We start from the raw sequence: 19,734 nt of genomic DNA, 5'->3' as shown, positions 1-19,734 counted from the left end.
AGGCCCTCCGCAGGTAACGAACTCACGGTCCCGCCTGAATCAGCGCGAACTCGTTGAGCCCCCAGCTGCGCCCGGATCCGGGAAAGCCCGAGTCTGAGGTCGACCTGCTCGTCGCCCGCTACCGACCAGGGACGAGGCAGTCAGCGTGTCCGCGACGAGAAATACGCGGTCCCACTCAGCTGGGTGGCGCAGGCATACCCTGGCCTGGTCGACGACAATCGATTGGATCACGGCGGACGCTGCGCGGCCGGTGAGCAGCCCGGATTGTTATCGGAGGAGGCCCGCGTGTCGTGCCCGCTGTGGCGAGCGATAAGCGTGACGGGAATGGGAGGCGATGATGGCGGTTGACGGTCCCCGGGGGTTCCGCACATTCGCACACCGAAGGGACGGGACGGGTAGCCTGCCGGACGAGGGACGTCTCGCGCCGTTCACGCGTGCGACAGGTTGGCTGAACTCCGCGCCACTGACGCCCGATTCGCTGCGGGACCGCGTCGTCCTCGTCGACTTCTGGACCTACACGTGCGTGAACTGGCTGCGGACGCTCCCCTATCTGCGGGCGTGGCACACGAAGTACGCGTCGGCGGGTCTGACGATCGTGGGCGTACATACCCCCGAGTTCGGGTTCGAGCACGACCGAGCCAATGTGGAGGCGCGCACGCGCACGCTGCGCGTGGAGTACCCCGTCGCTGTCGATGACGATTACGGCGTCTGGGATGACTTCGCCAATCGCTACTGGCCGGCGATCTACCTCGCCGATGCCGCCGGACGCATCAGGTACCACCACTTCGGCGAGGGCGAGTACGCGATGACCGAGATGGCGATCCAGCAGCTGTTGATCATGGCCGGTGTCGCGGATGTGGATCTCGACCTGGTCGATCCGGTGGCCCAAGGGCTGGAGGTCTCCGCGGATTGGTCGACGCTACGGTCGCCGGAGACGTACCTCGGCTACGGGCAGAGCACCGGTTTCGCCTCGGAGAATGACGGCCTGTACGACCGAGTCCATCGGTACGCCGTGCACTCCGGTCTGCCGGTGAACGCGTGGGATCTCGGCGGCGAGTGGTCCCAGGAGCGTGATGCCGCGGTCGCCCGAGAGCCGGGGGCGCGGGTCGCGTTCGCCTTCCACGCGCGCGACGTGAACCTGGTGATGGGGCCTGCGGCCGGAGGGGGCACGGCATCCTTCCGTGTCCTCCTCGACGGGCACCCGCCGATGGATGCACACGGCGCCGACGTCGACCCCGATGGGCGCGGTGTGCTCGACCGGCAGGACACGTACCAGCTAGTGCGCCAGCACGGTGGCATCGACGATCGGCTCGTTGAGGTCGAGTTCGATCAGGCGGGCGTGGCGATCTACTGCTTCACGTTTGGGTAGCGCTGGATCCGTCACGCCCTCGGCGTGCTGGGAACGGGGCGGCGTCGCTCGATCGCGCGCCGCGGATCCTCGGAGGGACCCGCCAGCGCGATCGGACTACCCGCAAGGCGTGCCACTGAGGAACTCGTTCACCAGGGTCGCGAACTGGCTGGGGTACTGGAACAAGAACCCGTGGGCGGCATCGCTGAAGGTCCGAAGGCCCGCGTTGGGCAGGTGGTCGACAAGCAGCTGGGAGCTCACCGCTGGGATCATCAGATCGTTGTCGCCGCTGGCAACAAGGGTGGGTTGGGTGATTCCCGCGGAGACGGTTCAGGTGGCTGGGCTCTGGGATGCCCCACTCGACGATCGCGTCGTACTGGGCTCTGGCGACGTCCGGACCGGTGGTGCGGACGGCGTTCTCGGTACGGCTGAAGATGCGTTGCACGTACTCGACGCCGAGGGCGCGGCTGCTGTCGGTGACCAGGTTCCCGCCGGCACAAGCCGTCGCACAGCTCGGGGCCGAAGAAGCGCGATCTCCGGGGCGACCATGCCGCCGAGCGAGAAGCCCAACAGGTCGACGCCGTCGAGGCCCAGAGTGTCCAGGAATGCGATGGCATCGCGCGCCATCTGGGTCACGGTCACCGGGACTTCGCCGGTCGACAGGCCCACCCCGGTGTTGTCGAGGAGGAGGACCTCGTGATGCTCGGCCAAGGCGCGAATGGTGCCGCCTGCTGCCCGTCGCGTAGGCACCCTCGGATCGGCCGGCTGCGGATCCAGATCTCACGTTTCGTGGCTTACGCGCGTCTACCGGGCACAGAACCGGAGAAGGAGCTTCAGATGAACACGCGACACGCCGAGCTCGACACCAGCCTCGGGCCGATCACGCTCATGGCACGGGACGGGGCGGTTGCCGGCCTGTACTTCCGACACCACATCCGCCGCCCGGCACCGGAGACGTTCGGACCCGAGACCTCCGCCGCAGCGGATCCGATCCTGGGCGAGGCGGCTCGACAGCTGCACGCCTACCTCGCCGGAGAACGCGCCGAGTTCGACCTGCCGCTCGCGGCTGAGGGTGACGCGTTCCAGCACACGGTCTGGGACATCGTGGCCGACATCCCTCGTGGCGAGACGACCACCTATGGGCGGATCGCCGAGCAGGTGGGCGACCGCACGATGGCCTACCGGGTCGGACAGGCGGTCGCCGCGAACCCGCTGTGCATCTTCGTGCCGTGTCACCGCGTCCTGGGCGCCAATGGAGCCCTCACCGGCTACGCCGGCGGGCTGAAACGCAAGCAGGCGCTGCTCGAGCTCGAGGAGCCCGCCCCGGTCAGCGCCGGACGCCTGTTCTGAGCGCGGCCCACGACCAACCACCGCACCGAACTTGGGATGGATATGAAGCAGCTTCTCATCGTCGGGAACCCGAAAGCGGTACTCGCGGTAGGAATCGCGTGCGCCACGAACCCGCTACCCGTCGTCGTGCCCTGCCATCGCGTGCCGCGCCCTGACGGCACACTGGGCGGCCACGTCGGCGGCCTGGCCGCCAAAACCGCCCTGCTCGACCTGGAGCGGGTCGCATGAGCCCGCGACCACGCGCAGCCGCCCCCGCCGACCCATGGAGCCAGCGGGTCGCCCGGGGCGACTGGGACACGATCACCGCGGAGGTCGACGAATACGGTGGCGCTCTGCTGCCGCAGCTGCTCACCGACGCCGAAACCGCCGAGTTCCGCGCCATGTACGACAATGACGACCTGTTCCGCAGCACGATCAACATGGGCCGCCACCGCTTCGGCGAAGGCGAGTACCGCTACTTGAAGGCGCCCTACCCCGCACCGATCGAGCAGCTCAAGCAGGCCCTCTACCCGCGGCTGCTCCCGATCGCCCGAGACTGGTGGACCAAGCTCGGACGGCCAGCGCCCTGGCCCGACACCCTGGACGAGTGGCTGGCGATGTGCCACGAAGCAGGGCAGGCCAAGTCCACCGCGATCCTGCTCAAATACGGTCAGAAGGACTGGAACGCGCTGCACCGAGACCTCTACGGCGATCTCGTGTTTCCCCTCCAGGTCGTGATCAACCTGAGCCACCCCGGCATCGACCACACCGGCGGCGAGTTCCTACTCCTCGAACAGCGCCCGCGAGCCCAGTCCCGCGGCACCGCCACCCTCCTGCCCCACGGACACGGCTACCTCTTCACCACCAGAGACCGACCAGTCGCCTCACAACGAGGTTGGTCCGCCGCCCCCGTCCGCCACGGCGTATCCGCCATCCGCACAGGCGAGCGCTACACCCTCGCCCTTGTATTCCACGACGCCGCCTGAATCACGTCGCAAGAACCCACGGACTCCTCGGCGCCGACGACCTATCCCTCGACCACAACGCTCCGGCGGCGTATCCGGCGCGGAAGCCCGCCCGAGTGGAGGCGAGCTGGGTGACTCATGATGTCCGCCGAACGGGGTCAACCCCAACGGGCGCCCGACAGCAGGAGGAGCATGCGGAGGCTGGAAGCGCCTGGCATGAAGGCGTTGGGTCTTCACGACCGAAACCGGGAACCCCACAAACCCGCGCACTGACTGGTCCCATTGGAGGGCACTGCTCAAGGAAGCCGGCATCCTGGACAGGCGCCTCGACGACGCTCTCCACACTGCAGCCACGGTCCTGCTGATGCTGTGCGTCAGACAGCCAACGATCATGAGCCTCATGGGCTGAAGCAACCCCCCCGCGATGACCCCGCGCTACGCCCCGTCATCACTCCCATCCGTCAGGAGGTCGCCATGCAAGCCGGCGGACTCCCCTGGCCAACCCTCGAGCAGCTCGAGCCAGGACCAAGATGAGACCAGGATGAGACTAAGACGGGAAACGCCGGTCGGCTCCACGAGGAGCCGACCGGCGTTTCCGCAGGTAAATGGCGCTGGCGGTGGGACGCCCTGTGCTCCCGAGCCGCACCCGCGCACGCCGACGGCAGGACATGTACGAAGGCGAATGGGACCAGCAATGTGACCACGTCCGCATGCGTCGCACATGGTGCCGATGCGGCGTGGGGCGGTACGCGTGGTCATGAGCGTCCGACTCAGCCGAATTGAGGACGAGCGTGACACGGGCCCCCGTCCGACTTGAGGTCCTAAGTCAGCCGGTGGCGTTACATACCGATCGGTGATGGCGGCGGTCCGGGGTTGTCCGTTTCCCGACCGCACCGACCGCACTTGAGGAACCGTTCGCCTTCTCGGCCGACACGCTGCTGCCACTTGTGACCTATCACTAGGCAAATCAGGTTTGATGCCATGGCCGATAGTCCCGCGTCCGCACACCGGCCGCACCCACTTTCGTACGTCCGCTCATGCCGCCGGGCGGATACACCAGCGCCAGCTCATGACCCGGCTGCTCGCGCCTCGCTACCGCCCGCGTACCTCAAGGCGTTTGTCGTCTACGGCTCGGGTGACGATTCGGTTGCCCAACGGCTCCCTGAGTTCGAGGTACTCGCCCGCCATACCCTTGTTGGTCCCGACGCCGGCGCAGATCTCGTCCTCCGACACCCGTCTGGCCTCGACCTGGCTGACGATGACCTGTGTTCGTGTCTCACCGGCGCTGACCGCGAACTGGCCCACGCAGAACCCTTCCTCGGACCACGGGAAGCCGATCACGACGGTACGAGAGTCGCCGCCTAGGCCGAGCGTCGCCACGAATGCCGGCGTGATCAGCATCGGCCGCTCATTCGTGGAGCTCCCACGCCCCGGGAGGACGGCAACCGCGAGCAACACAGCCACTGCTGCGACGCCACCAGTCACCCAACGCGCTCGACGACCCACCGTCCACCTCCGCCGGAACCCGCGACAGCCCAGACGCCTCATGGTACGCAGCACGGGGAGGGAGGCCCGTTCGAGCCAGGCCCGGGCAAACGTCCGCTCTTGCCGCGGTCGGGTTGGGTGACTAGCCTATGCGGGTTGCCTTGAAGGGAGCCGCGACCAGATCGAACACGGATGCGTAGATCCCCGTGGCCATGGCCTGCTCCACCGCTAATGCCTGGGCTTCGGCGGACTCCCAGTCGGCAATCTCGATGAGACCGTCAGGGGAGTCGAGGGTCTCGTACACTGTGCTGCCCAAGAAGCCCGGTGCTGTCGGACCATGTGTGGCCGAGATCTCTTCTAGTGAGCTCTTCAGCTTCGAGCGTTCCCCCGGCTTGGCCTGGAACTCGATCACGACCTTGATCCCCATGTTGGCCTCCGTCATCCCGGTTATCCCGCCAAGGTGGCGGGCAGACTCCGGTCTGCTAAGGATGCTAGTGCTCATCTTGTGCGACGCCCACGGCCCCACGCTCATGGCACCCCTTTAGGTCAAGACCTGGTCGTGGCCAAGGTTCTACGCTTGCTGGTGGCGGGTTCGGGAAGTGGCTTGTCCGAAGAGCCGGTGTGGGGATGTGAGCCGGTCGCGCTGGAGTCAGAGTCGTGTCCCCGGTGCCCTCCCGGGCCCGTCACATGCTGCTGCTCAACGAGTTGGTCGCGTCGGTTCTGGTCGGCGACCATGCGCGCGTACACGATGTTGGACAGGCGCCGCTTCAGGGCGCGCATCGCCATCATCGAGGGTGTCCCGCCGGCCTTACGGGCGTCGTAGAACTCCCGGCCGGGAGCCGGGTTGCGCAGCTGCACGATGGCCATGATGTGCAGCGTCCGGTTGATCCGACGGTTCCCGGCCCGGGACAGCCGGTGCCGCTGCTGGGCTCCTGAGGAGGCGTCCAGGGGCGCGGTGCCGTTCCAGGAGGCGAACCGGTCCTTGTCGCGGAATCGGTGGATGTCCCCCGACATCGGCCAGCAGCCGCGCGGCACCGGTCGGGCCGATCCCGGTCAGCTCCATCAGGCTCGAGCCGCGCTCCCGGACGAGTGCGGTGAGCTCCTTTTCGGCTGCCTTGATCTTGCGGTCGATGCTCTCGAGCTCGCCGATGAGTTCGGCGACGAACCGGCGCCGGGTCTTGCCCACCACGTCGCGTGGTTTGACCGTCGCGACCAGGTCACGGGCCTGCGGCGCGGACAGGAACGCCTTGGCGCCGCCCGGAATCAGTTCCAGCAGAAGGCGATGCAGCCGGTTGATCGTCTGGGTCCGGGCCCGGCCCAGCTCGTCGCGGCGATCCACCATCAGGCCCAGCACGAGCAGGTCGTCCTGCACGAGCACCGGCTGCAACCCCGGCTCGACCGTGGCGTACAACGCCGCCAACGCCACCGAGTGAGCATCGACCGGGTCGGTCTTGCGCCCGTTGCCGGTGGCGAAGATCCGTACCTGCGCGGACAGCTTCGGCGGGACGTCGACCACCCGTTCCCCGTCGTGCACGAGCCGGTGTGCGATGTGTCGGCCGATGCCGTTACAGCCCTCGACCGCCCACACCCGATCCCGGGTGGTGCCGTGCTCTCGGCCGGCGGCCAGCATCGCCGCGTAGCCGGCCTTGTCCGTATCGAACCGTCCCACCGCGAGTACTCGCCCGGTCTGGTTGATGACCTCGATCGTGGCCGAGCGTTTGTGCGGGTCCATCCCGATGATCACGCCCATCGCACTTCTCCTCGTTCACCCAGCGACCTGAAGCGGGGAGGGCATTGCTACTTCGAGCTGAACAAACCCCCTTCGAGCCTCTCCTCGCGCGGTGTCCGACGAGACCGAATGCCATGAGAGAGCCACACCAATCACACCGGTGGGCAGCCGCAATGTGAGAGCGTCTCGCCGAGCACCTGGACCGAGCCTGGCCGGACACCGATCCTGCGACCAGTCTCCAAGTAGCCGCGCGGAGGACCTCCGCCTGCCGGCCGATGACCGCCTCCCCATGAGAAGGACCCATGGCTCGGATGGCAGGCTAGCCGAGGTGGCCACCGAGATCGAACCACGGAACTCCGTAGTCCTGCTGGTCGGCCGCGACGAGTTCACGCCCCCAGCATCGTTCGCGAACAGCACCGTCGCGGCGACCAATGACTGCGTGGCTGTCGGGGTGGTCTCGGTAGCCGACGGCTTGACGACCGTGGAACTCGAACCGACACCACACATCGCTGGATTGAGCCGTCTCGGCGAGTTCAGCCTCGAGACAGAGGGGCAAGTGTCGATCCGAGACGTCCACAACCGCGTGTACGAGGTGCTCCTGGTCGTGCCCGGCAAATGCGCAGTGACCGTGTGGGGCAACGACCCAGCCGAGCCGGACGTGGTCGCCTTCGAGGTGAGACCCGCGGTCAGCTGAAACGTCCGCAACTGCCGCGATCACGGCTCACGCCGGTCGCGCGGTCGGCCTATCGGGCGGGCTGCGGCTCGGCTGCATTCACGCGGTGGTGGTAGGGCACGCGTCTTCGAACTCCGGGCGTCCGGACACTTCCCGGCCGGGCGGCATTGGTAAGCCATTGGCCACTTTGAGCATCGCGACGGAGTGGATTCGACGCTGAGGACCTGTTGCGCGGGTCCGGCAGCCGCGGGCGCCTGAAGGGGCAAGGCCGGGCGTCGCAACGCTTCTGTCGGATCGTGGCCGCGTTTGAGCTCGCGACCTGGCGGGGGCATTCCTGCCCACCTGGCGTCGGTACCCGCGCAGCGGGACCCCGAGCGAGGGTGACGCGTGAAGCCGCACATCTGTGCGAGCACCCACGGCAGCCCACGACTGCCTCAAGGCACAGTAGGCTCTGGTCGACGCCGGCTGCGAGCGTGAGATCGTAAGGCAGGGGACACGATCCCTTGCCAAAGTTGTTGCAGTTCAAGGTCCGCAGCGAGTCCACACCAAGGCTTGACGACCCCGCCGCGGGGGCCTGCCCACCCCGGAGGGTGAGCGGTCTGCACGAGGGCGGTTCGGTCAGACTCCCAAAGGGAAAGTGGGTGGGCTGTGTTCGAATCGATGGCCCGACTGGATCCTGATGTCCGGCGGGCGTACCTCGCACGTCTCGGCATCCCCTCCGAGCCGCCGTCGGTGGAGGCCATGCAGCTGCTGGTGCGTCGCCATGCCGAGCGCATCCCGTACGAGACGTGGTGGATCCCTGCCGGCGAAGCCTGGGGCATCGACCCGCACGAGTCGGCGACCCGTATCGCCCTAGAAGGCCGGGGCGGATACTGCTACCACACCAACGGGGCGCTGGGACTGCTGCTCAGCTCTCTCGGGTACGCCGTGCAGGGCCATGTCGGCGGAGTGCACGGCCCCGAAGGCCCGAACCCCGAGGCTATGGGCAACCATCTGGTCCTCACCGTGCAGCTCCCGCCGAGCGACGCGAACCCGGGCGGGACCTGGTACGTCGACAACGGGTTGGGCGACGCCCTGCACGAGCCGCTTCCGCTCGTCGCGGGATGGCACGACCAGCGACCCTTCCGGCTGTCGCTCGAGCAGTCCGCCGACCGGCCGGAATGGCACCTGACCCATGACCCGGCGGGCGGATTCACCGGGATGACATGGACGCAGGGCCGCGCCCAGCTGGCCGACTTCGAGGCGAAGCACCGCTGGCTGTCCACCTCACCCGAGTCGGGCTTCGTCCAGGTGCCGATGGCCGAGCGCCGCGACGCCACCGGGGCGGATGTGATCCGCGGGCTGGTGCTGAGCCGGGTCGGCGACGGCGCCCACACCGACGAACCCGTCACCAGTCGCGCGGAGTGGTTCGACGTGCTGGCCGACGTGTTCGCGCTTCGGTTCCCGACCATGGCACCGGAGACGCGCGATCGACTCTGGACGAATGTCCTTGCCGCGCATCACCGCTGGGAAGAGTCACAAGCCGCGCAGAACTGAGCCTCGCCCCGGCCCCGCATCCGTCGCCGCCCTGCCCGCGTACGCTGGTTCTACCGCACGTGCGTCATCGACGGGGTCACCTGCGACCAACCGAGCCTCATTCCACCCAACCGTGTGGGCGCACGTGCGGCGTCGGCTTCATCGGGGGCCGAGGACCGGGTCTCCGGAGTCGACCGGTATGGCCCGGGCCGCGACGGGCTCCTTGAGCTCGACGAAGACGACATGTGTGGTGGACGTGCCGATGTTCTCGCCCGCGTGCTCCTGGGCGTCGAGCCAGCGGACCTGGTGCTCGGGCATCTCGACATCGACGTCGCGATCGCCGCTCCGAAGCCTTCGGGAGAAGGAGCTGAGGGTGATCATGACGGAGTCGGGGTGACTGTGGGGTGTCGTCGCGTCGCCCGGATGGTCGAGGTACTCGAGGACGCGGACGCGGTCGTTCTCGAAGACAACCTTGTACAGGTCGGGGTTGGACACTGTGGGATCGGACACCTGCTGTCTCCTTGGGCTCGGTCACGATCCCGGTCCGCAGAGCGCCGCCGGACTTCGACGGCCGGATGGGCACCTGGGCCGGGGGAACACCTGGGCACCCAGCCGACAGGGGACGGCTGGGCGCATAACCATCATGCCGGGCCCGAACGACCCTGTCACGCAAACAATCCCGCACGAGGGAACCCTGTGGGCACTTCTCCGCTATGGCCACGCCAGGCATGCGGGCCAGCCCTGCGCCCGACCCGCCGCTGAAGCTCGTGCGCGTAGTAGAGGATCGCCAGCTTGGCGTTGGAGTAGGCCACGCCCGCCACCTTCATGCCTGGGTTGTCCTCTCCCAGAGCTGGTTTCGCCAGCGCAATCGGGTCGCGCCACTCGGCGGCCGGCACGTGCAGCAGCCGCCGCCAGACGTTGGCGTGATAGGTGTTCGAGCCGACCATCACGATGCGGGCCCGGTCGGCCAGCGAGTCGAGGAGGTCACCGACCAGCTGCGCATGGGCCAGGTAGTTGACGGCGAAGGTCAGCTCGCAGCCGTCGACCGACGACAGCCGAGTGTCGGTTGACATGGCGCCGGCGTTGGCGACCAGCGCGCTCAGCCGACCCAGGTGCCCGCCCTCGATGAGGTTGCGCACGGTGCTTGCCGCGTCGCGGACGTCGGAAAGCGGGGCGAAGTCGCACCCGATCTCGTGGACGTTGACCCCGTGTCCCCACGCCTGCTCGGCTGTGTCGTCCAGTGCGGTTCCACCGCGCCCCAGCAACAGCACGTCGCGGGGGGAGTTCGGCCGGGCGCTGCGTCGCTGGCGTGACCGGGTCACCCCGGACAGCGTCGGTATGCCGGTCGGCCGGCGCCGCCGAGCCGCCGGGTTACGCCGTGAGGAGCTCGCCCAGCTGGCCGGCATCTCGGCCGACTAACTGACCCGGCTCGAGCAGGGCCGGGAAACGGCTCCCTCCGCCCAAGTCGTGGAGTCCCTCGCCCGGGCGCTGCATCTCCGCGACGGCGACCGCGCCCTGATGTACGAGCTCGCCGGCCTGACCGTGCCCGGGCTCGACATCCTCCCCTCTCGTGTGCCGGCCAGCGTGCAGCGCATGCTCGACCGCCTCGCCCACACCCCCGTCGTCGTCTACGACGCAGCTGGACCCTCGTCCTGGCCAATGCCGCGTATGACGCCCTGATGGGTGACACGACCGGCTGGCGCGGCCTCGAGCGCAACCCCGTCTGGCGCCACCTCAACGGCCGTCGCAACCCTGTCGTGCACACACCGGACGAGTACGCGCAACAGGTCGCCCTGCTCGTCGCCGACCTGCGGCGGGCAGCCGCCCGGTACCCCCCCGACGGGGGGCTGCGGCGGTTGATCGACGACTTGGGCGACTCCCGCCCCGTGCTTCACCCCGCTATGGGAGTCGGCTGCCCCGCCAGCGCCCGCAGAGATGTCGCGGCGCAAGGTTGTCGATCATCCGGCCGTTGGCCCAATCACGCTCGACTGCGACACGCTCATCGTCGCCATGGACGACCTGCGGATGACCGTCTACACCGCCGAGCCCGGCACCGAAGACGCCGAGCGGCTGGCGCTCGCGCTCGTTCTGGGCACACAAGCACTCGTCGACTGAGGCGCCCACTACGTGCGCTACGGAATGAAGCCGCCTCCGGTCAGCTGGCCTTCGAGGCCGGCGGCAACGTCACCTATCTCGGCTCATCGTGGTCACCCGACGGGACCAGGATGGTCGCCGGGCCGCCGCCCGGGGATCGTCGGCACACCTATGCGGACATCCTCACCCTCAAGACAGACGGAACCCACCCCCGATGGGTCACCCGGACCACGCTCTACGACAGCTAACCCGATTGGGCCCTCCTCGGCCCCAGTGGCCCTAAGCTCGGCCGCTCGCCGCGGCCCGACGACGACTCAGGGCGTCCACGCTGGCCGCGACGAGCAGGACCAGTCCGGTCACCATGAAAACCCGGCCCGAGGGCTGGTTGAGCAGCGACATGCCGTTGTCGATGACGGCGACCACGAGGCCACCGATGATCGCGTTGACCGGTTTGCCCTTGCCCCCGAACAGGCTGCAGCCACCGATAACGGCTGCGCCAACGGCGTACAGCAGGGTCGAGGAGCCACCCGTCGTCGGTGACACCGAGTTGTCCCGGCTGGCCAGGAGCACGCCGGCGACGGCCGCCAGTGTCGAACAGATGACGAAGCAGGACAGCTTCACCGTCTGGACACCGATGCCGGCCCGCCGGGCTGCCTCGGTGTTACCGCCGACGGCGTACACGTGCCGGCCCCACGACAGGCGTCCCAGCGCGACACTGGTGATGATCAGCAGCGCAAGCAGGACGACGACCACGATCGGAACACCCTTGAGTGAGGTCACGATGATGTTCTTGCTGCGCTCCCTGCTCAGGTACCAGGTCGCGAGGCCGAGAAGGAAGGCCAGCGCCCCGATCTTGAAGGCCCAGACCGAGAGGGCGTCACCGGTGAGCCCGGCCCGGCGGCGGGCGACCGACCGCCGGTAGGTCAACCCTGCATAGACGATCATCCCGACGACGTACAAGGTCCAACCCAGCCAGATGGGGAGGTTACTGTTCATGATCGCGAGGATCGTGTCGTCGCGGAACGGGATCGTGCCGCCCTCGCCGATCAGCACGAGCAGCAGGCCCTGGAGCCCAAGGAACGCGGCGAGCGTGACCACGAACGACGGAATGCCCAGGTATGCCACGAGCAGGCCGATGCAGCTGCCGATGACGACACCGGTCAGGAGGCACGCGGCGAGGGCGATCGGCCAGGGCCAGCCGTGATTGGTCATGAGTATGCCCATGACGGCCGCCGACGTCCCGGCCGCATAACCGGCCGACAGGTCGATCTCGCCGAGCAGCAGCACGAAGACCAGGCCCATGGCGATGACGATCACCGCGGCGCTCTGGTTGATCAGGTTGGCGACGTTGAACGCGGTCGGGAAGGTCGATGGGCGCAGCGCCGTGAAGACAAGGATCAGCACGATCAGGCCCGCGACGGCGGGCAGCGCGCCGACATCGCCACCGCGCACCTTCTGTATGTAGGCGCGGGCCGCCTCGCCGATCGTCTCAGGCCCGGCGGTGCTGGCGAAGCCGGACTGCGATTCTGCCGACTGGGGCTCAGTGACGGTGCTCATGCCGACACGTCCCCCGTCGCGCTCACGCCTTCCTCGATCACGTCCGCCATCGGATGCTTCAGCCCCAGGTCGCCGGAACGCCCAGCCGTGATCAGTTCGACCACCTGGCTGTTGGTCACAGTCTTGGCCTCTACCTGAGCGACCATCTGACCCAGGTAGAGCACCGCGATGTCATCCGCGACCTGGAACACGTCGGTCAGGTTGTGGCTGATGAGCACCACGCCCAGCCCGCGGTCGGCGAGCCGCCGGACCAATAGGAGGACCTGCTCGGTCTGGGCCACACCGAGCGCCGCGGTCGGCTCGTCCAGGATCACGATCCGCGAGTTCCACAGGACGGCGCGGGCGATCGCGACCGTCTGGCGCTGGCCACCGGAGAGGCTGGCCACGAGGGTGCGCACCGACTTCAGGGTGCGCACAGACAGGCCGGAGAGCGTCTCCTTGGCCCTGGCCTCCATCGTGTCCTCGTCCAACAGGCCGCTCTTCTTCAGCTCGCGGCCGAGGTACATGTTCTGCACCACGTCCAGGTTGTCGCACAGCGCGAGGTCCTGGTAGACGACCTCGATGCCGAGGGCGTTGCTGTCCTTCGGGCTGTGCACCGTGACGGGCTTGCCCTCGAAGGTGTACTCGCCGGCGTCGAAGGTGTGGATCCCGGCGATGCCCTTGATCAGGGTGCTCTTGCCGGCCCCGTTGTCACCGACCAATGCGGTGACCCGCCCTGGGCGGACGTCGATATCGACGCCACGCAACACATCCACCGCGCCGAAACTCTTGTTGACCGCGCGAAGTGAGAGCAAGGGCGCTGTGGGGTCCGCCACCGGGACGGACTCCGCTGCTGTGATCGTCGTCATCGAGGCCTCCACGTTGAGCCGGGTTGTCTGGCCAAGCGGGTCTGCTAGCAGCCCGAACATACCCCCGGATGTCGGGCCCGCGCGGTATGGCGCGTAAAAGCGTGCGGCAGATGCTCGAGGGCCGGCCCCAGGCACGAGCCGGCCCTCTCGCGTCTGTCAGGAAACGCCGTACTTGGTGCAGGCGGCCGCGAACTCACTCGTGCAGATGTCCGAGGCCTTCTGGAAGCCGTCGGAGACAACCTTCTTGACGGAGTCCTGGTAGATCGCCTCTGGCGTGGCAAGGGCGGACGGGACATCCTTGCCCGTTACGGTGTCCTTGACCGTCGACGTCGCCAGAGCATCCGCCGCGGCCTTGTTGCCAGTGGCCAGTGCGATCGCCAGCTTCGACGCCGCGTCGGCCTCGAGGTTGGTGTTCTTGTAGACCGTCATGCACTGGGTGCCGGCGAGAATACGCTGCAAACCCTCGACGCTGGCGTCCTGTCCGGTGACCGGCACCTTGCCGGCGAGGCCGTTGCGCTTGAGGCTGGCGACAATGCCGCCGGCCATCGTGTCATTGGCCGAGATGACACCCTGGATCTTGTTGCCGAACTGGGTGTACAGACCGTCGAAGGCCTTTCCTGCCTTGGTGGCGTCCCAGAAGCCGGACACGTCCGACGACAGGATCTTGACCTTGCCGTCCTGCTTCAGCTGAGTGTCGTAGCCCTGCTTGAACAGTGCAGCGTTGTTGTCAGTCGGGTCGCCGTTGATGTACACGACGCCCGCGCCCTGGGCCTTGTCACCGAGGCACTGTTGGAGACCGGTGCCCATCAGCGCGCCGACCTTCACGTTGTCGAACGACACGTAGTACGACGCGCCGCCGCCGAGCGTGAGCCGGTCGTAATCGATACTCGGAATACCGGCCGAGGCGGCCTTCTTCAGGCAGGCGCCGCCGGACTCGGAGTCGAGGTTGACAATCATCAGCACCGAGACGCCTTCGTTGATCATGGCGTCGCAGATCGTGCCGAACTTCGACTTGTCACCACCGGCGTTCTGGATGTCGGACTTGAGACCCGCGGCCGTGAACGCCTTCTCAAGACTGGGCCGGTCGTTGGCTTCCCAGCGAGGCGAGGTTGTTGCGTCCGGCAGGATCACGCCGACCGTCTTGGCCGCCGAACCTCCGGAGGCCGTGCCCCCGGTGGACCCGCCTCCGCCCGAGTCGCTGCCGCAGGCAGCACTCCCGAGCACCAAGGCGGCTGCAGCCGCTACCGGCAGCACCCGCCGCTTCATGCCAGTACTCATCGGTCGTCCCTTCCCAGTGGGTGGCCGTCGTGTGAGGACGATCACGCATTACGTTGTGCTGAAAAACATTATGCCGAGAGCCTCGAAGCGCAACGGGCCGATGGTGTGGATTTCGGTGCATCCAGTAACGATCGCGTAACGCTGGCCGACCACGCGATGCAAGTCCAGACCCGTGACCCGGCCCAGATCGTGACCTCCCAGGCCAAGGCCGGAGGTATGTAGTCATACGGGACAAAACTGCGGGTGAAGGTGCCTGTGCCGTGCGCGACCGAGCGCAGGTCGACCGGGTAGCGGGCGACGTGCACCAGTTGCCCGCCGCTCCTCACCTGGCCTCGTGGGCCCGCTTGAGCCCGAAGAGCAGCGCGAGTCCGACGCCCACGTCCATCGCGGCCCGATCACCAAACAGGGCTTCCGGCTGGTCCGCTGGGCCGCGGTCGAATCCGTCCAGCGGGTCGGCCCGCACACCAAGGTCGGCGGACTGCGCGAGAGGTTCGCCGCGCGCCGCGGCCGCAACATTGGTACCGTCGCGGCCGCCCGACGCCAGCTCCAGCACGCCTCCTTACGCACTGCGGGTCGGGCACGTCTGCGCCCGGAACCCGGGCGCCGCGCTCGACTTCCTCGGCGTACCCCGCCACACCGAGATCACCGCCGGGTTCGGCCTGGCTCCGTTCCCTCTCAAAGGAACTCGCCCAAACACGCCTGTGCACGAGCGACTGGCGCTAGACATCGGCGAGGCAGCCGGCATAGGCCTCCTCGAGCCGCCCATCCCCCGCCTTCAGCCCAGCACGGAGATCGTGAGCCGGACGTCACGCACTGACAAAGGACCCAGGTCACGCGTGGCTCCGCCAGGGGCTTCTCGAACTAGCTGACCTGCAGCATGTCGACCATCCGCTGTCGTAGCGCTGGCATCAGTGCGAGCGACGCCATAGCGCCTGCGAACCTTGCATACTGGGGCGACCACAATGGACAAACTCCAGATCGCTCATGAGGGGCACCACGGAACCCTCCGGCTGGTGATGGTGTTGTAGCCACATCGGCTACTGGAGCAGGTATTCGTAATCAGGTAAACGCCCCCCAATTCGCCAACGAGTAGTGCGATGGAACCAGGACATCGGGCGCCCTTCCGCGGCAGCGGCGGGCCAACATTTTGCGCCGAAAATGCATTCCAACCGTCGATCGCGGAAGGGTGTGCTTAAAAAGACCACGGCGCAGCTGTTGGTCGTCCCGCGCCTGTCAAACAGAACGGTTCGACCGTGGGTCGCTGGCTCGGTGGCCCGCCTCACTCCGCGCCGTCTGATGCGAATGCGAACCCATCCGGTCCCAGTACCTGAGCTCTGTCCGCGCTTCTGGCCGCTCCTCGCTGATGGGGCCGGCCTGGACGGTATGACTGACCGGCTCCGCGTGAGCTGGTTGCGGGCCGGGGCCTCACTCTCAGAGATTCGTGGGTTACCGATCAGGGGCTGCCTGATCGGCCCGTCCGACAGTTGTGGGAGGCCCCGGTGTTTGCCGAGCGTACGAGTGTGGGGCTGGACGTGCACGCCAGGTCGGTCGCGGCGGCAACGATCGATGGCGTCGCGGGTGAGCTGATCCAGGCGAGGCTCACGCCGTCGCATGGGCAGATCCGGTCGTGGATCGGTGGCCTGCCGGGCCCGCTGGCGGTGGCCTCGGGGGCATGGAGCGGGTCCTTCCGGCCGGCTTGAAGACGAGTTGGTTCGCGCTAGTCATCTTGCCGCCGAGGACCTGCCCGACCTCGACTCACGACCATGTCATCAACCTCATGAGCCGCAACACCTAGTCGATGGGACCGATGCCGGGCCTACCGATCTCGCCGGCACTCAACGAGCGCCAACCGAAATCGTGCTTGGCATAATGCCAATCATGGACGAGGGGGGTCAACGGGGCCGACGCCGGCTGGGGGCGCTCCGCCTGGCTGCGCTGGTTGTTGCTCCACTCATTGCGCTCGTCGGGTGCACCGCGGGCACCTCGATCCCACAACCGTCCGACCCCACCCAAAGCTCGATGGGCCCGTCGATGACCGTGATTCCGGAAGCGGTCGAGTGCGTCCAGGCTCGAGACCTCGGTGCGGGCGCGGGAGCCGACATGCCGGTGAAGGACCTGTTAGAGCGGGGTGTCACGCGCACCATCGACATCAACGAGGAGCTCGTTCCCGGCCGGGATGCGGGTGATGCCCGGTGCGCCGGGAGGTTACCGGCGTTCGAGGATCTCGACTGTGGCCTACGCGGTCCGTGGGCCCACACGGGCTGGGGAGACCCGCTGATTGTCTCGGGAGCCCAGCGGGTGCGCCACGTCAGGATCGTCACCGAGGAGAGTGGCCGAGCCCGGCCGGACTCCGCCTCGCGGGTCATGACCTACGCCGAGATCGAGCTGCCTGCGCACGACCCCAAGCGGATGGGGCAGTTCGCGCAGGCGGCCTTCGAGCACTGCGCGGGTGGCACGGTCCAGCTCGTTCACGGGGTGCGGGCAGTCGTCGGGTTCGTGCCGTCGGAGTCTGCCCCGTCGGGTGTGGCGGCTGCTGTCGCGTTCTTGACCCCGGAGCGTGTCGACTGGGTCGTCCTGGACGGGCAGCGGCCATGGACGAATGCGGAACGGGACCGCGCACTCGCGGCGGTCGCTGCCCACCTCACCTGAGCTTGGCTCAGGCCTGCACCGTGTCGGCGAGCATCGTGGGAACACGATGTCGGGCAGCCTGCGTTTGAGCAGGCGCATGGCCTCGTTCGAGGTCCGACGCTGCCGATGACAGTGCGCAGCGAAACGGTGTGTCAGTCCGCGGCAACCCCGCCGGAGGTCGGTCACGCTCCCCGATACTCGGGGAATGAAGCTGTATTTCGCGGGTCCCCTTTTCACGACGCCAGAGCGCGTCTGGAATGCGGAGGTGACCGCTGCCCTGCGTGCCGCCGGGCACGAGGTGTTCCTGCCACAGGAGAAGGAGTCAGGCCTGGACGCCGTGGGCATCTTCGCAGCCGACAAGGCCGGGATCGACTGGGCCGACGGCCTGGTCGCGATCATGGACGGCCCCACCCCGGAATCGGGCACCTGTTGGGAGGTCGGCTACGCGTTCGGCACGAAGAAGTCGATTGTGCTCATTCGGACCGATCTCCGCGCAATGGCAGGCAACGCCGGCGAGTACAACCCGATGCTCACCCAGGCGGCCACCATCCGCCTCGACCTGCCGGCCGCCTCGACCACCCACGTCGTCGGCATGACCCTGGAAGCCCTCGCTCACATCGAGGCGGGTTCGGGCACGCTAGGAACATCACATGACGCGAATTCCGGCTGAGGGCTAGAGCGTCACTCGGCCGCCGCGGGGGACTCCCTGACGTACGCCCTCCCCTGCCGCGTTGAGGGCGGCTACGCTCGCCCGGTCATGGCTCTCCGGGCGAACGCCCGACCATAGCCGCGATCAGCGTGACGGCTGTTGCCCCCACCAGTCGTCGCGCGTGGAGAGCTCACCACGAGCTAGGGCCGCCACCAGATGGTCGGTCACGGTCTCAGCCACGTGGCCAAGCTCCTCGGCGCTGGTCGGCGGCGCGTCCAGGAGGTTGGCGTCTCGAAGGCCCGCCTCGACAAGCTCGTTGATCGCCACCCAGTCATGGTCCGCGCCCACGCGTTCATCGTTGCAGACGCGCTCTCGTCGGACTTCCGCACATAGCCGCGTTGCGGAGGACGTTCGTCCGACAAAGCCGCGCGGGTCGCGCAGCCATTCCCTTCGCACGATGCCTGGCGCCTCACGTACGGTTCGGTGTCATGACGCCAGCACGCGCGATCGACGGGGTCAGGACGCTGCCCTCCGGCTTCCGCCATCCGCATGCTTCCGAGGAGGCCCGGGCGATTGCGGAGGCGGGATTGATCCTGCGGGTCCAGGTCGGTTCTGGTGTCCACGGCACGTCGATCAGCGGTCAGGATGACCGCGACGAGATGGGCATTTGCCTAGAGCCGCGTGAGTTCGTCACCGGTCTCGCCAGGGTCCCGCGCGGCGTTGCCGGCACCGGTGAGATCGAGTTCGAGCAGTATCAGAGGCACACGGTGTGGGATGAGCCCGGCGGGCTGGCGAACCGTTCCGGGGCGGGTGACCTGGACGTCGTCATCTACTCGGCCCGCAAGTGGTGCCGGCTGGCCTTGGCCGGGAACCCGACGGTGCTGCTGGCACTCTTCGTGCCCGACGAGGAGGTCGTCTACCGGAACCGCTACGGTGCCGAACTCGTCGACAACGGCCACCGGTTTGTTTCCAAACTCGCCGCCGATCGCTTCCTTGGCTACCTGAACTCGCAGAGGGCCGCGATGACCGGGGGGGTGGGGGCGCACACCAACCGACCGGAACTGGTTGCCATCCACGGGTACGACACCAAGTTCGCGATGCACGCCCTCCGCCTCGGCATCCAGGGCGTCGAGCTGCTGACGACCGGGCGCATCACGCTGCCGGTTCCCGAGCCCGAGCGCAGCTATCTTCGCAGGGTCCGGCGGGGCGAGGTTGGCCTCGCCGAAGTCGTAGCGAAGGTCGATGCTGCTGAGGCGCGCCTGATTGCCCTGCGCGACGGATCAGCACTCCCTGAGGAGCCGGACCGGCCGTGGGTCAACGACTGGCTTCACCGAGCACACATCGAATTCTGGAGTCGATAAGCGACACCCTGGAACACGGTGAGGAGTCGCTCGGTCATGGCTGCTCTGCGGACGAACGCCCGACGCGCACGTCGAGCAGCTCGGGGGATCTTTGTCGTGGTCACTTGCCAGCAGCTTGAACGCCGCCGCCGGCCTGCACGGGGCTGAGACCTGCGCTCCCCGCCGGCTCGCCGCGCTACACGGCGCGGCCCAGTGACCTTGCCTCAAGTCGATCGCCAGTGACCTTCGCGTCGCGATGCTCGCTTCGGCGAGTCTAGGGACTCTCCGAGTCCGAC

22 protein-coding genes and 4 pseudogenes are annotated in these 19,734 nt (G+C 67.7%); 13 read left to right on the top strand and 13 right to left on the bottom strand.

What is annotated here, in order from left to right:
- The first annotated feature begins 337 nt into the window (after window positions 1–337).
- Window positions 338–1,369, top strand: a complete 1,032-nt coding sequence (locus ACWEOW_RS14135) for a thioredoxin (RefSeq protein WP_452269842.1) — start codon at window positions 338–340, stop codon at window positions 1,367–1,369.
- A gap of 96 nt (window positions 1,370–1,465) precedes the next feature.
- Here ACWEOW_RS14135 and ACWEOW_RS14130 read toward each other — a convergent pair whose 3' ends face one another.
- Window positions 1,466–1,609 carry an alpha/beta fold hydrolase gene (locus ACWEOW_RS14130; RefSeq protein WP_452269841.1) on the bottom strand — a complete coding sequence of 48 codons (144 nt, stop codon included), beginning with the start codon at window positions 1,607–1,609 and terminating at the stop codon, window positions 1,466–1,468.
- Between the two features lie 69 nt (window positions 1,610–1,678).
- A complete protein-coding gene (locus ACWEOW_RS14125; protein WP_452269840.1) occupies window positions 1,679–2,098 on the bottom strand; it encodes an alpha/beta fold hydrolase in 420 nt (139 codons plus the stop codon).
- A gap of 87 nt (window positions 2,099–2,185) precedes the next feature.
- On the opposite strand from ACWEOW_RS14125, the gene ACWEOW_RS14120 reads away from it, so the two are divergent.
- From ACWEOW_RS14120 to ACWEOW_RS14110, 3 genes and pseudogenes are all read left to right on the top strand, one after another.
- Window positions 2,186–2,698 carry a methylated-DNA--[protein]-cysteine S-methyltransferase gene (locus ACWEOW_RS14120; RefSeq protein WP_452269839.1) on the top strand — a complete coding sequence of 171 codons (513 nt, stop codon included), beginning with the start codon at window positions 2,186–2,188 and terminating at the stop codon, window positions 2,696–2,698.
- Window positions 2,699–2,758: 60 nt separating this feature from the next.
- Window positions 2,759–2,926: pseudogene (locus ACWEOW_RS14115) on the top strand (methylated-DNA--[protein]-cysteine S-methyltransferase); the annotation flags it as partial.
- Window positions 2,923–3,663 (top strand): 2OG-Fe(II) oxygenase, encoded by a 741-nt coding sequence (locus ACWEOW_RS14110; protein ID WP_452269838.1) that lies wholly within the window; start codon window positions 2,923–2,925, stop codon window positions 3,661–3,663. The pseudogene ACWEOW_RS14115 and the gene ACWEOW_RS14110, both read left to right, overlap by 4 nt.
- 1,071 nt (window positions 3,664–4,734) lie before the next feature.
- Here ACWEOW_RS14110 and ACWEOW_RS14105 read toward each other — a convergent pair.
- The 4 genes and pseudogenes from ACWEOW_RS14105 to ACWEOW_RS14090 all read right to left on the bottom strand — a co-directional run.
- The gene (locus ACWEOW_RS14105; protein WP_452269837.1) at window positions 4,735–5,043 is read right to left on the bottom strand and encodes a hypothetical protein; all 309 of its coding nucleotides are present in this window, start codon (window positions 5,041–5,043) and stop codon (window positions 4,735–4,737) included.
- 226 nt (window positions 5,044–5,269) lie between these two features.
- Window positions 5,270–5,554, bottom strand: coding sequence for an antibiotic biosynthesis monooxygenase (locus ACWEOW_RS14100; protein ID WP_452269836.1), 285 nt, complete (start codon window positions 5,552–5,554; stop codon window positions 5,270–5,272).
- Between the two features lie 119 nt (window positions 5,555–5,673).
- Complete coding sequence (locus ACWEOW_RS14095) at window positions 5,674–6,141, bottom strand: transposase (RefSeq protein WP_452269835.1); 468 nt, start codon at window positions 6,139–6,141, stop codon at window positions 5,674–5,676.
- Between the two features lie 304 nt (window positions 6,142–6,445).
- Window positions 6,446–6,859: pseudogene (locus ACWEOW_RS14090) on the bottom strand (IS110 family transposase); the annotation flags it as partial.
- Window positions 6,860–7,184: 325 nt separating this feature from the next.
- Between ACWEOW_RS14090 and ACWEOW_RS14085 the strand changes: the two are divergent.
- Together ACWEOW_RS14085 and ACWEOW_RS14080 are read left to right on the top strand one after the other, a co-directional pair.
- A complete protein-coding gene (locus ACWEOW_RS14085; protein ID WP_452269834.1) occupies window positions 7,185–7,550 on the top strand; it encodes a hypothetical protein in 366 nt (121 codons plus the stop codon).
- A 627-nt stretch (window positions 7,551–8,177) separates the two neighbouring features.
- Complete coding sequence (locus ACWEOW_RS14080) at window positions 8,178–9,065, top strand: arylamine N-acetyltransferase family protein (protein WP_452269833.1); 888 nt, start codon at window positions 8,178–8,180, stop codon at window positions 9,063–9,065.
- Between the two features lie 138 nt (window positions 9,066–9,203).
- On the opposite strand, the gene ACWEOW_RS14075 is transcribed toward ACWEOW_RS14080, so the two are convergent.
- Both ACWEOW_RS14075 and ACWEOW_RS14070 read right to left on the bottom strand, forming a co-directional pair.
- Window positions 9,204–9,554, bottom strand: a complete 351-nt coding sequence (locus tag ACWEOW_RS14075; RefSeq protein ID WP_452269832.1) for a cytoplasmic protein — start codon at window positions 9,552–9,554, stop codon at window positions 9,204–9,206.
- A gap of 155 nt (window positions 9,555–9,709) precedes the next feature.
- Entirely contained in the window at window positions 9,710–10,450 is a 741-nt protein-coding gene (locus tag ACWEOW_RS14070) for an SDR family NAD(P)-dependent oxidoreductase (RefSeq protein ID WP_452269831.1), read from the bottom strand.
- 61 nt (window positions 10,451–10,511) lie between these two features.
- On the opposite strand from ACWEOW_RS14070, the gene ACWEOW_RS14065 reads away from it, so the two are divergent.
- The 3 genes and pseudogenes from ACWEOW_RS14065 to ACWEOW_RS14055 form a co-directional block, all read left to right on the top strand.
- The gene (locus ACWEOW_RS14065; protein WP_452269830.1) at window positions 10,512–10,724 is read left to right on the top strand and encodes a hypothetical protein; all 213 of its coding nucleotides are present in this window, start codon (window positions 10,512–10,514) and stop codon (window positions 10,722–10,724) included.
- Window positions 10,724–10,867: pseudogene (locus tag ACWEOW_RS14060) on the top strand (transcriptional regulator); the annotation flags it as partial. The gene ACWEOW_RS14065 and the pseudogene ACWEOW_RS14060, both read left to right, overlap by 1 nt.
- 73 nt (window positions 10,868–10,940) lie before the next feature.
- Window positions 10,941–11,159, top strand: a pseudogene (locus tag ACWEOW_RS14055) (MmyB family transcriptional regulator); the annotation flags it as partial.
- A 258-nt stretch (window positions 11,160–11,417) separates the two neighbouring features.
- On the opposite strand, the gene ACWEOW_RS14050 reads toward ACWEOW_RS14055, so the two are convergent.
- The 4 genes from ACWEOW_RS14050 to ACWEOW_RS14035 form a co-directional block, all read right to left on the bottom strand.
- Complete coding sequence (locus ACWEOW_RS14050; protein ID WP_452269829.1) at window positions 11,418–12,695, bottom strand: sugar ABC transporter permease; 1,278 nt, start codon at window positions 12,693–12,695, stop codon at window positions 11,418–11,420.
- Window positions 12,692–13,543 carry an ATP-binding cassette domain-containing protein gene (locus tag ACWEOW_RS14045; protein WP_452269828.1) on the bottom strand — a complete coding sequence of 284 codons (852 nt, stop codon included), beginning with the start codon at window positions 13,541–13,543 and terminating at the stop codon, window positions 12,692–12,694. Before ACWEOW_RS14045 ends, ACWEOW_RS14050 begins: the two co-directional genes overlap by 4 nt.
- A gap of 156 nt (window positions 13,544–13,699) precedes the next feature.
- The gene (locus ACWEOW_RS14040; RefSeq protein WP_452269827.1) at window positions 13,700–14,809 is read right to left on the bottom strand and encodes a sugar ABC transporter substrate-binding protein; all 1,110 of its coding nucleotides are present in this window, start codon (window positions 14,807–14,809) and stop codon (window positions 13,700–13,702) included.
- Window positions 14,810–15,143: 334 nt separating this feature from the next.
- A complete protein-coding gene (locus ACWEOW_RS14035; RefSeq protein WP_452269826.1) occupies window positions 15,144–15,374 on the bottom strand; it encodes a hypothetical protein in 231 nt (76 codons plus the stop codon).
- A 946-nt stretch (window positions 15,375–16,320) separates the two neighbouring features.
- Between ACWEOW_RS14035 and ACWEOW_RS14030 the strand changes: the two genes are divergently transcribed.
- The 3 genes from ACWEOW_RS14030 to ACWEOW_RS14020 all read left to right on the top strand — a co-directional run bounded on the left by ACWEOW_RS14030 (window position 16,321) and on the right by ACWEOW_RS14020 (window position 18,119).
- Window positions 16,321–16,521, top strand: a complete 201-nt coding sequence (locus ACWEOW_RS14030; RefSeq protein WP_452269825.1) for a hypothetical protein — start codon at window positions 16,321–16,323, stop codon at window positions 16,519–16,521.
- Between the two features lie 178 nt (window positions 16,522–16,699).
- Window positions 16,700–17,470 (top strand): hypothetical protein, encoded by a 771-nt coding sequence (locus ACWEOW_RS14025; protein ID WP_452269824.1) that lies wholly within the window; start codon window positions 16,700–16,702, stop codon window positions 17,468–17,470.
- Window positions 17,471–17,654: 184 nt separating this feature from the next.
- Complete coding sequence (locus ACWEOW_RS14020; RefSeq protein WP_452269823.1) at window positions 17,655–18,119, top strand: nucleoside 2-deoxyribosyltransferase; 465 nt, start codon at window positions 17,655–17,657, stop codon at window positions 18,117–18,119.
- Window positions 18,120–18,242: 123 nt separating this feature from the next.
- On the opposite strand, the gene ACWEOW_RS14015 is transcribed toward ACWEOW_RS14020, so the two are convergent.
- Window positions 18,243–18,446 carry a hypothetical protein gene (locus ACWEOW_RS14015; RefSeq protein WP_452269822.1) on the bottom strand — a complete coding sequence of 68 codons (204 nt, stop codon included), beginning with the start codon at window positions 18,444–18,446 and terminating at the stop codon, window positions 18,243–18,245.
- Window positions 18,447–18,586: 140 nt separating this feature from the next.
- On the opposite strand from ACWEOW_RS14015, the gene ACWEOW_RS14010 reads away from it, so the two are divergent.
- Window positions 18,587–19,459 (top strand): DNA polymerase beta superfamily protein, encoded by an 873-nt coding sequence (locus ACWEOW_RS14010; protein ID WP_452269821.1) that lies wholly within the window; start codon window positions 18,587–18,589, stop codon window positions 19,457–19,459.
- Window positions 19,460–19,734 lie beyond the last annotated feature (275 nt).

This window comes from Monashia sp. NPDC004114 (assembly GCF_053603855.1).
Note: the sequence above shows the minus strand (reverse complement) of the source record. Positions and strands in the feature narration are given on the sequence as shown.

Excerpts from the sequence above, each read along its gene's own strand:
- ACWEOW_RS14135 (WP_452269842.1), top strand. The coding sequence starts at position 338 with ATGGCGGTTGACGGTCCCCGGGGGTTCCGCACATTCGCACACCGAAGG.
- ACWEOW_RS14120 (WP_452269839.1), top strand. The coding sequence starts at position 2,186 with ATGAACACGCGACACGCCGAGCTCGACACCAGCCTCGGGCCGATCACG.
- ACWEOW_RS14110 (WP_452269838.1), top strand. The coding sequence starts at position 2,923 with ATGAGCCCGCGACCACGCGCAGCCGCCCCCGCCGACCCATGGAGCCAG.
- ACWEOW_RS14105 (WP_452269837.1), bottom strand. The coding sequence starts at position 5,043 with ATGCTGATCACGCCGGCATTCGTGGCGACGCTCGGCCTAGGCGGCGAC.
- ACWEOW_RS14100 (WP_452269836.1), bottom strand. The coding sequence starts at position 5,554 with ATGGGGATCAAGGTCGTGATCGAGTTCCAGGCCAAGCCGGGGGAACGC.
- ACWEOW_RS14095 (WP_452269835.1), bottom strand. The coding sequence starts at position 6,141 with ATGTCGGGGGACATCCACCGATTCCGCGACAAGGACCGGTTCGCCTCC.
- ACWEOW_RS14070 (WP_452269831.1), bottom strand. The coding sequence starts at position 10,450 with ATGCCGGCCAGCTGGGCGAGCTCCTCACGGCGTAACCCGGCGGCTCGG.
- ACWEOW_RS14050 (WP_452269829.1), bottom strand. The coding sequence starts at position 12,695 with ATGAGCACCGTCACTGAGCCCCAGTCGGCAGAATCGCAGTCCGGCTTC.
- ACWEOW_RS14045 (WP_452269828.1), bottom strand. The coding sequence starts at position 13,543 with ATGACGACGATCACAGCAGCGGAGTCCGTCCCGGTGGCGGACCCCACA.
- ACWEOW_RS14040 (WP_452269827.1), bottom strand. The coding sequence starts at position 14,809 with ATGAAGCGGCGGGTGCTGCCGGTAGCGGCTGCAGCCGCCTTGGTGCTC.
- ACWEOW_RS14025 (WP_452269824.1), top strand. The coding sequence starts at position 16,700 with ATGGACGAGGGGGGTCAACGGGGCCGACGCCGGCTGGGGGCGCTCCGC.
- ACWEOW_RS14020 (WP_452269823.1), top strand. The coding sequence starts at position 17,655 with ATGAAGCTGTATTTCGCGGGTCCCCTTTTCACGACGCCAGAGCGCGTC.
- ACWEOW_RS14010 (WP_452269821.1), top strand. The coding sequence starts at position 18,587 with ATGACGCCAGCACGCGCGATCGACGGGGTCAGGACGCTGCCCTCCGGC.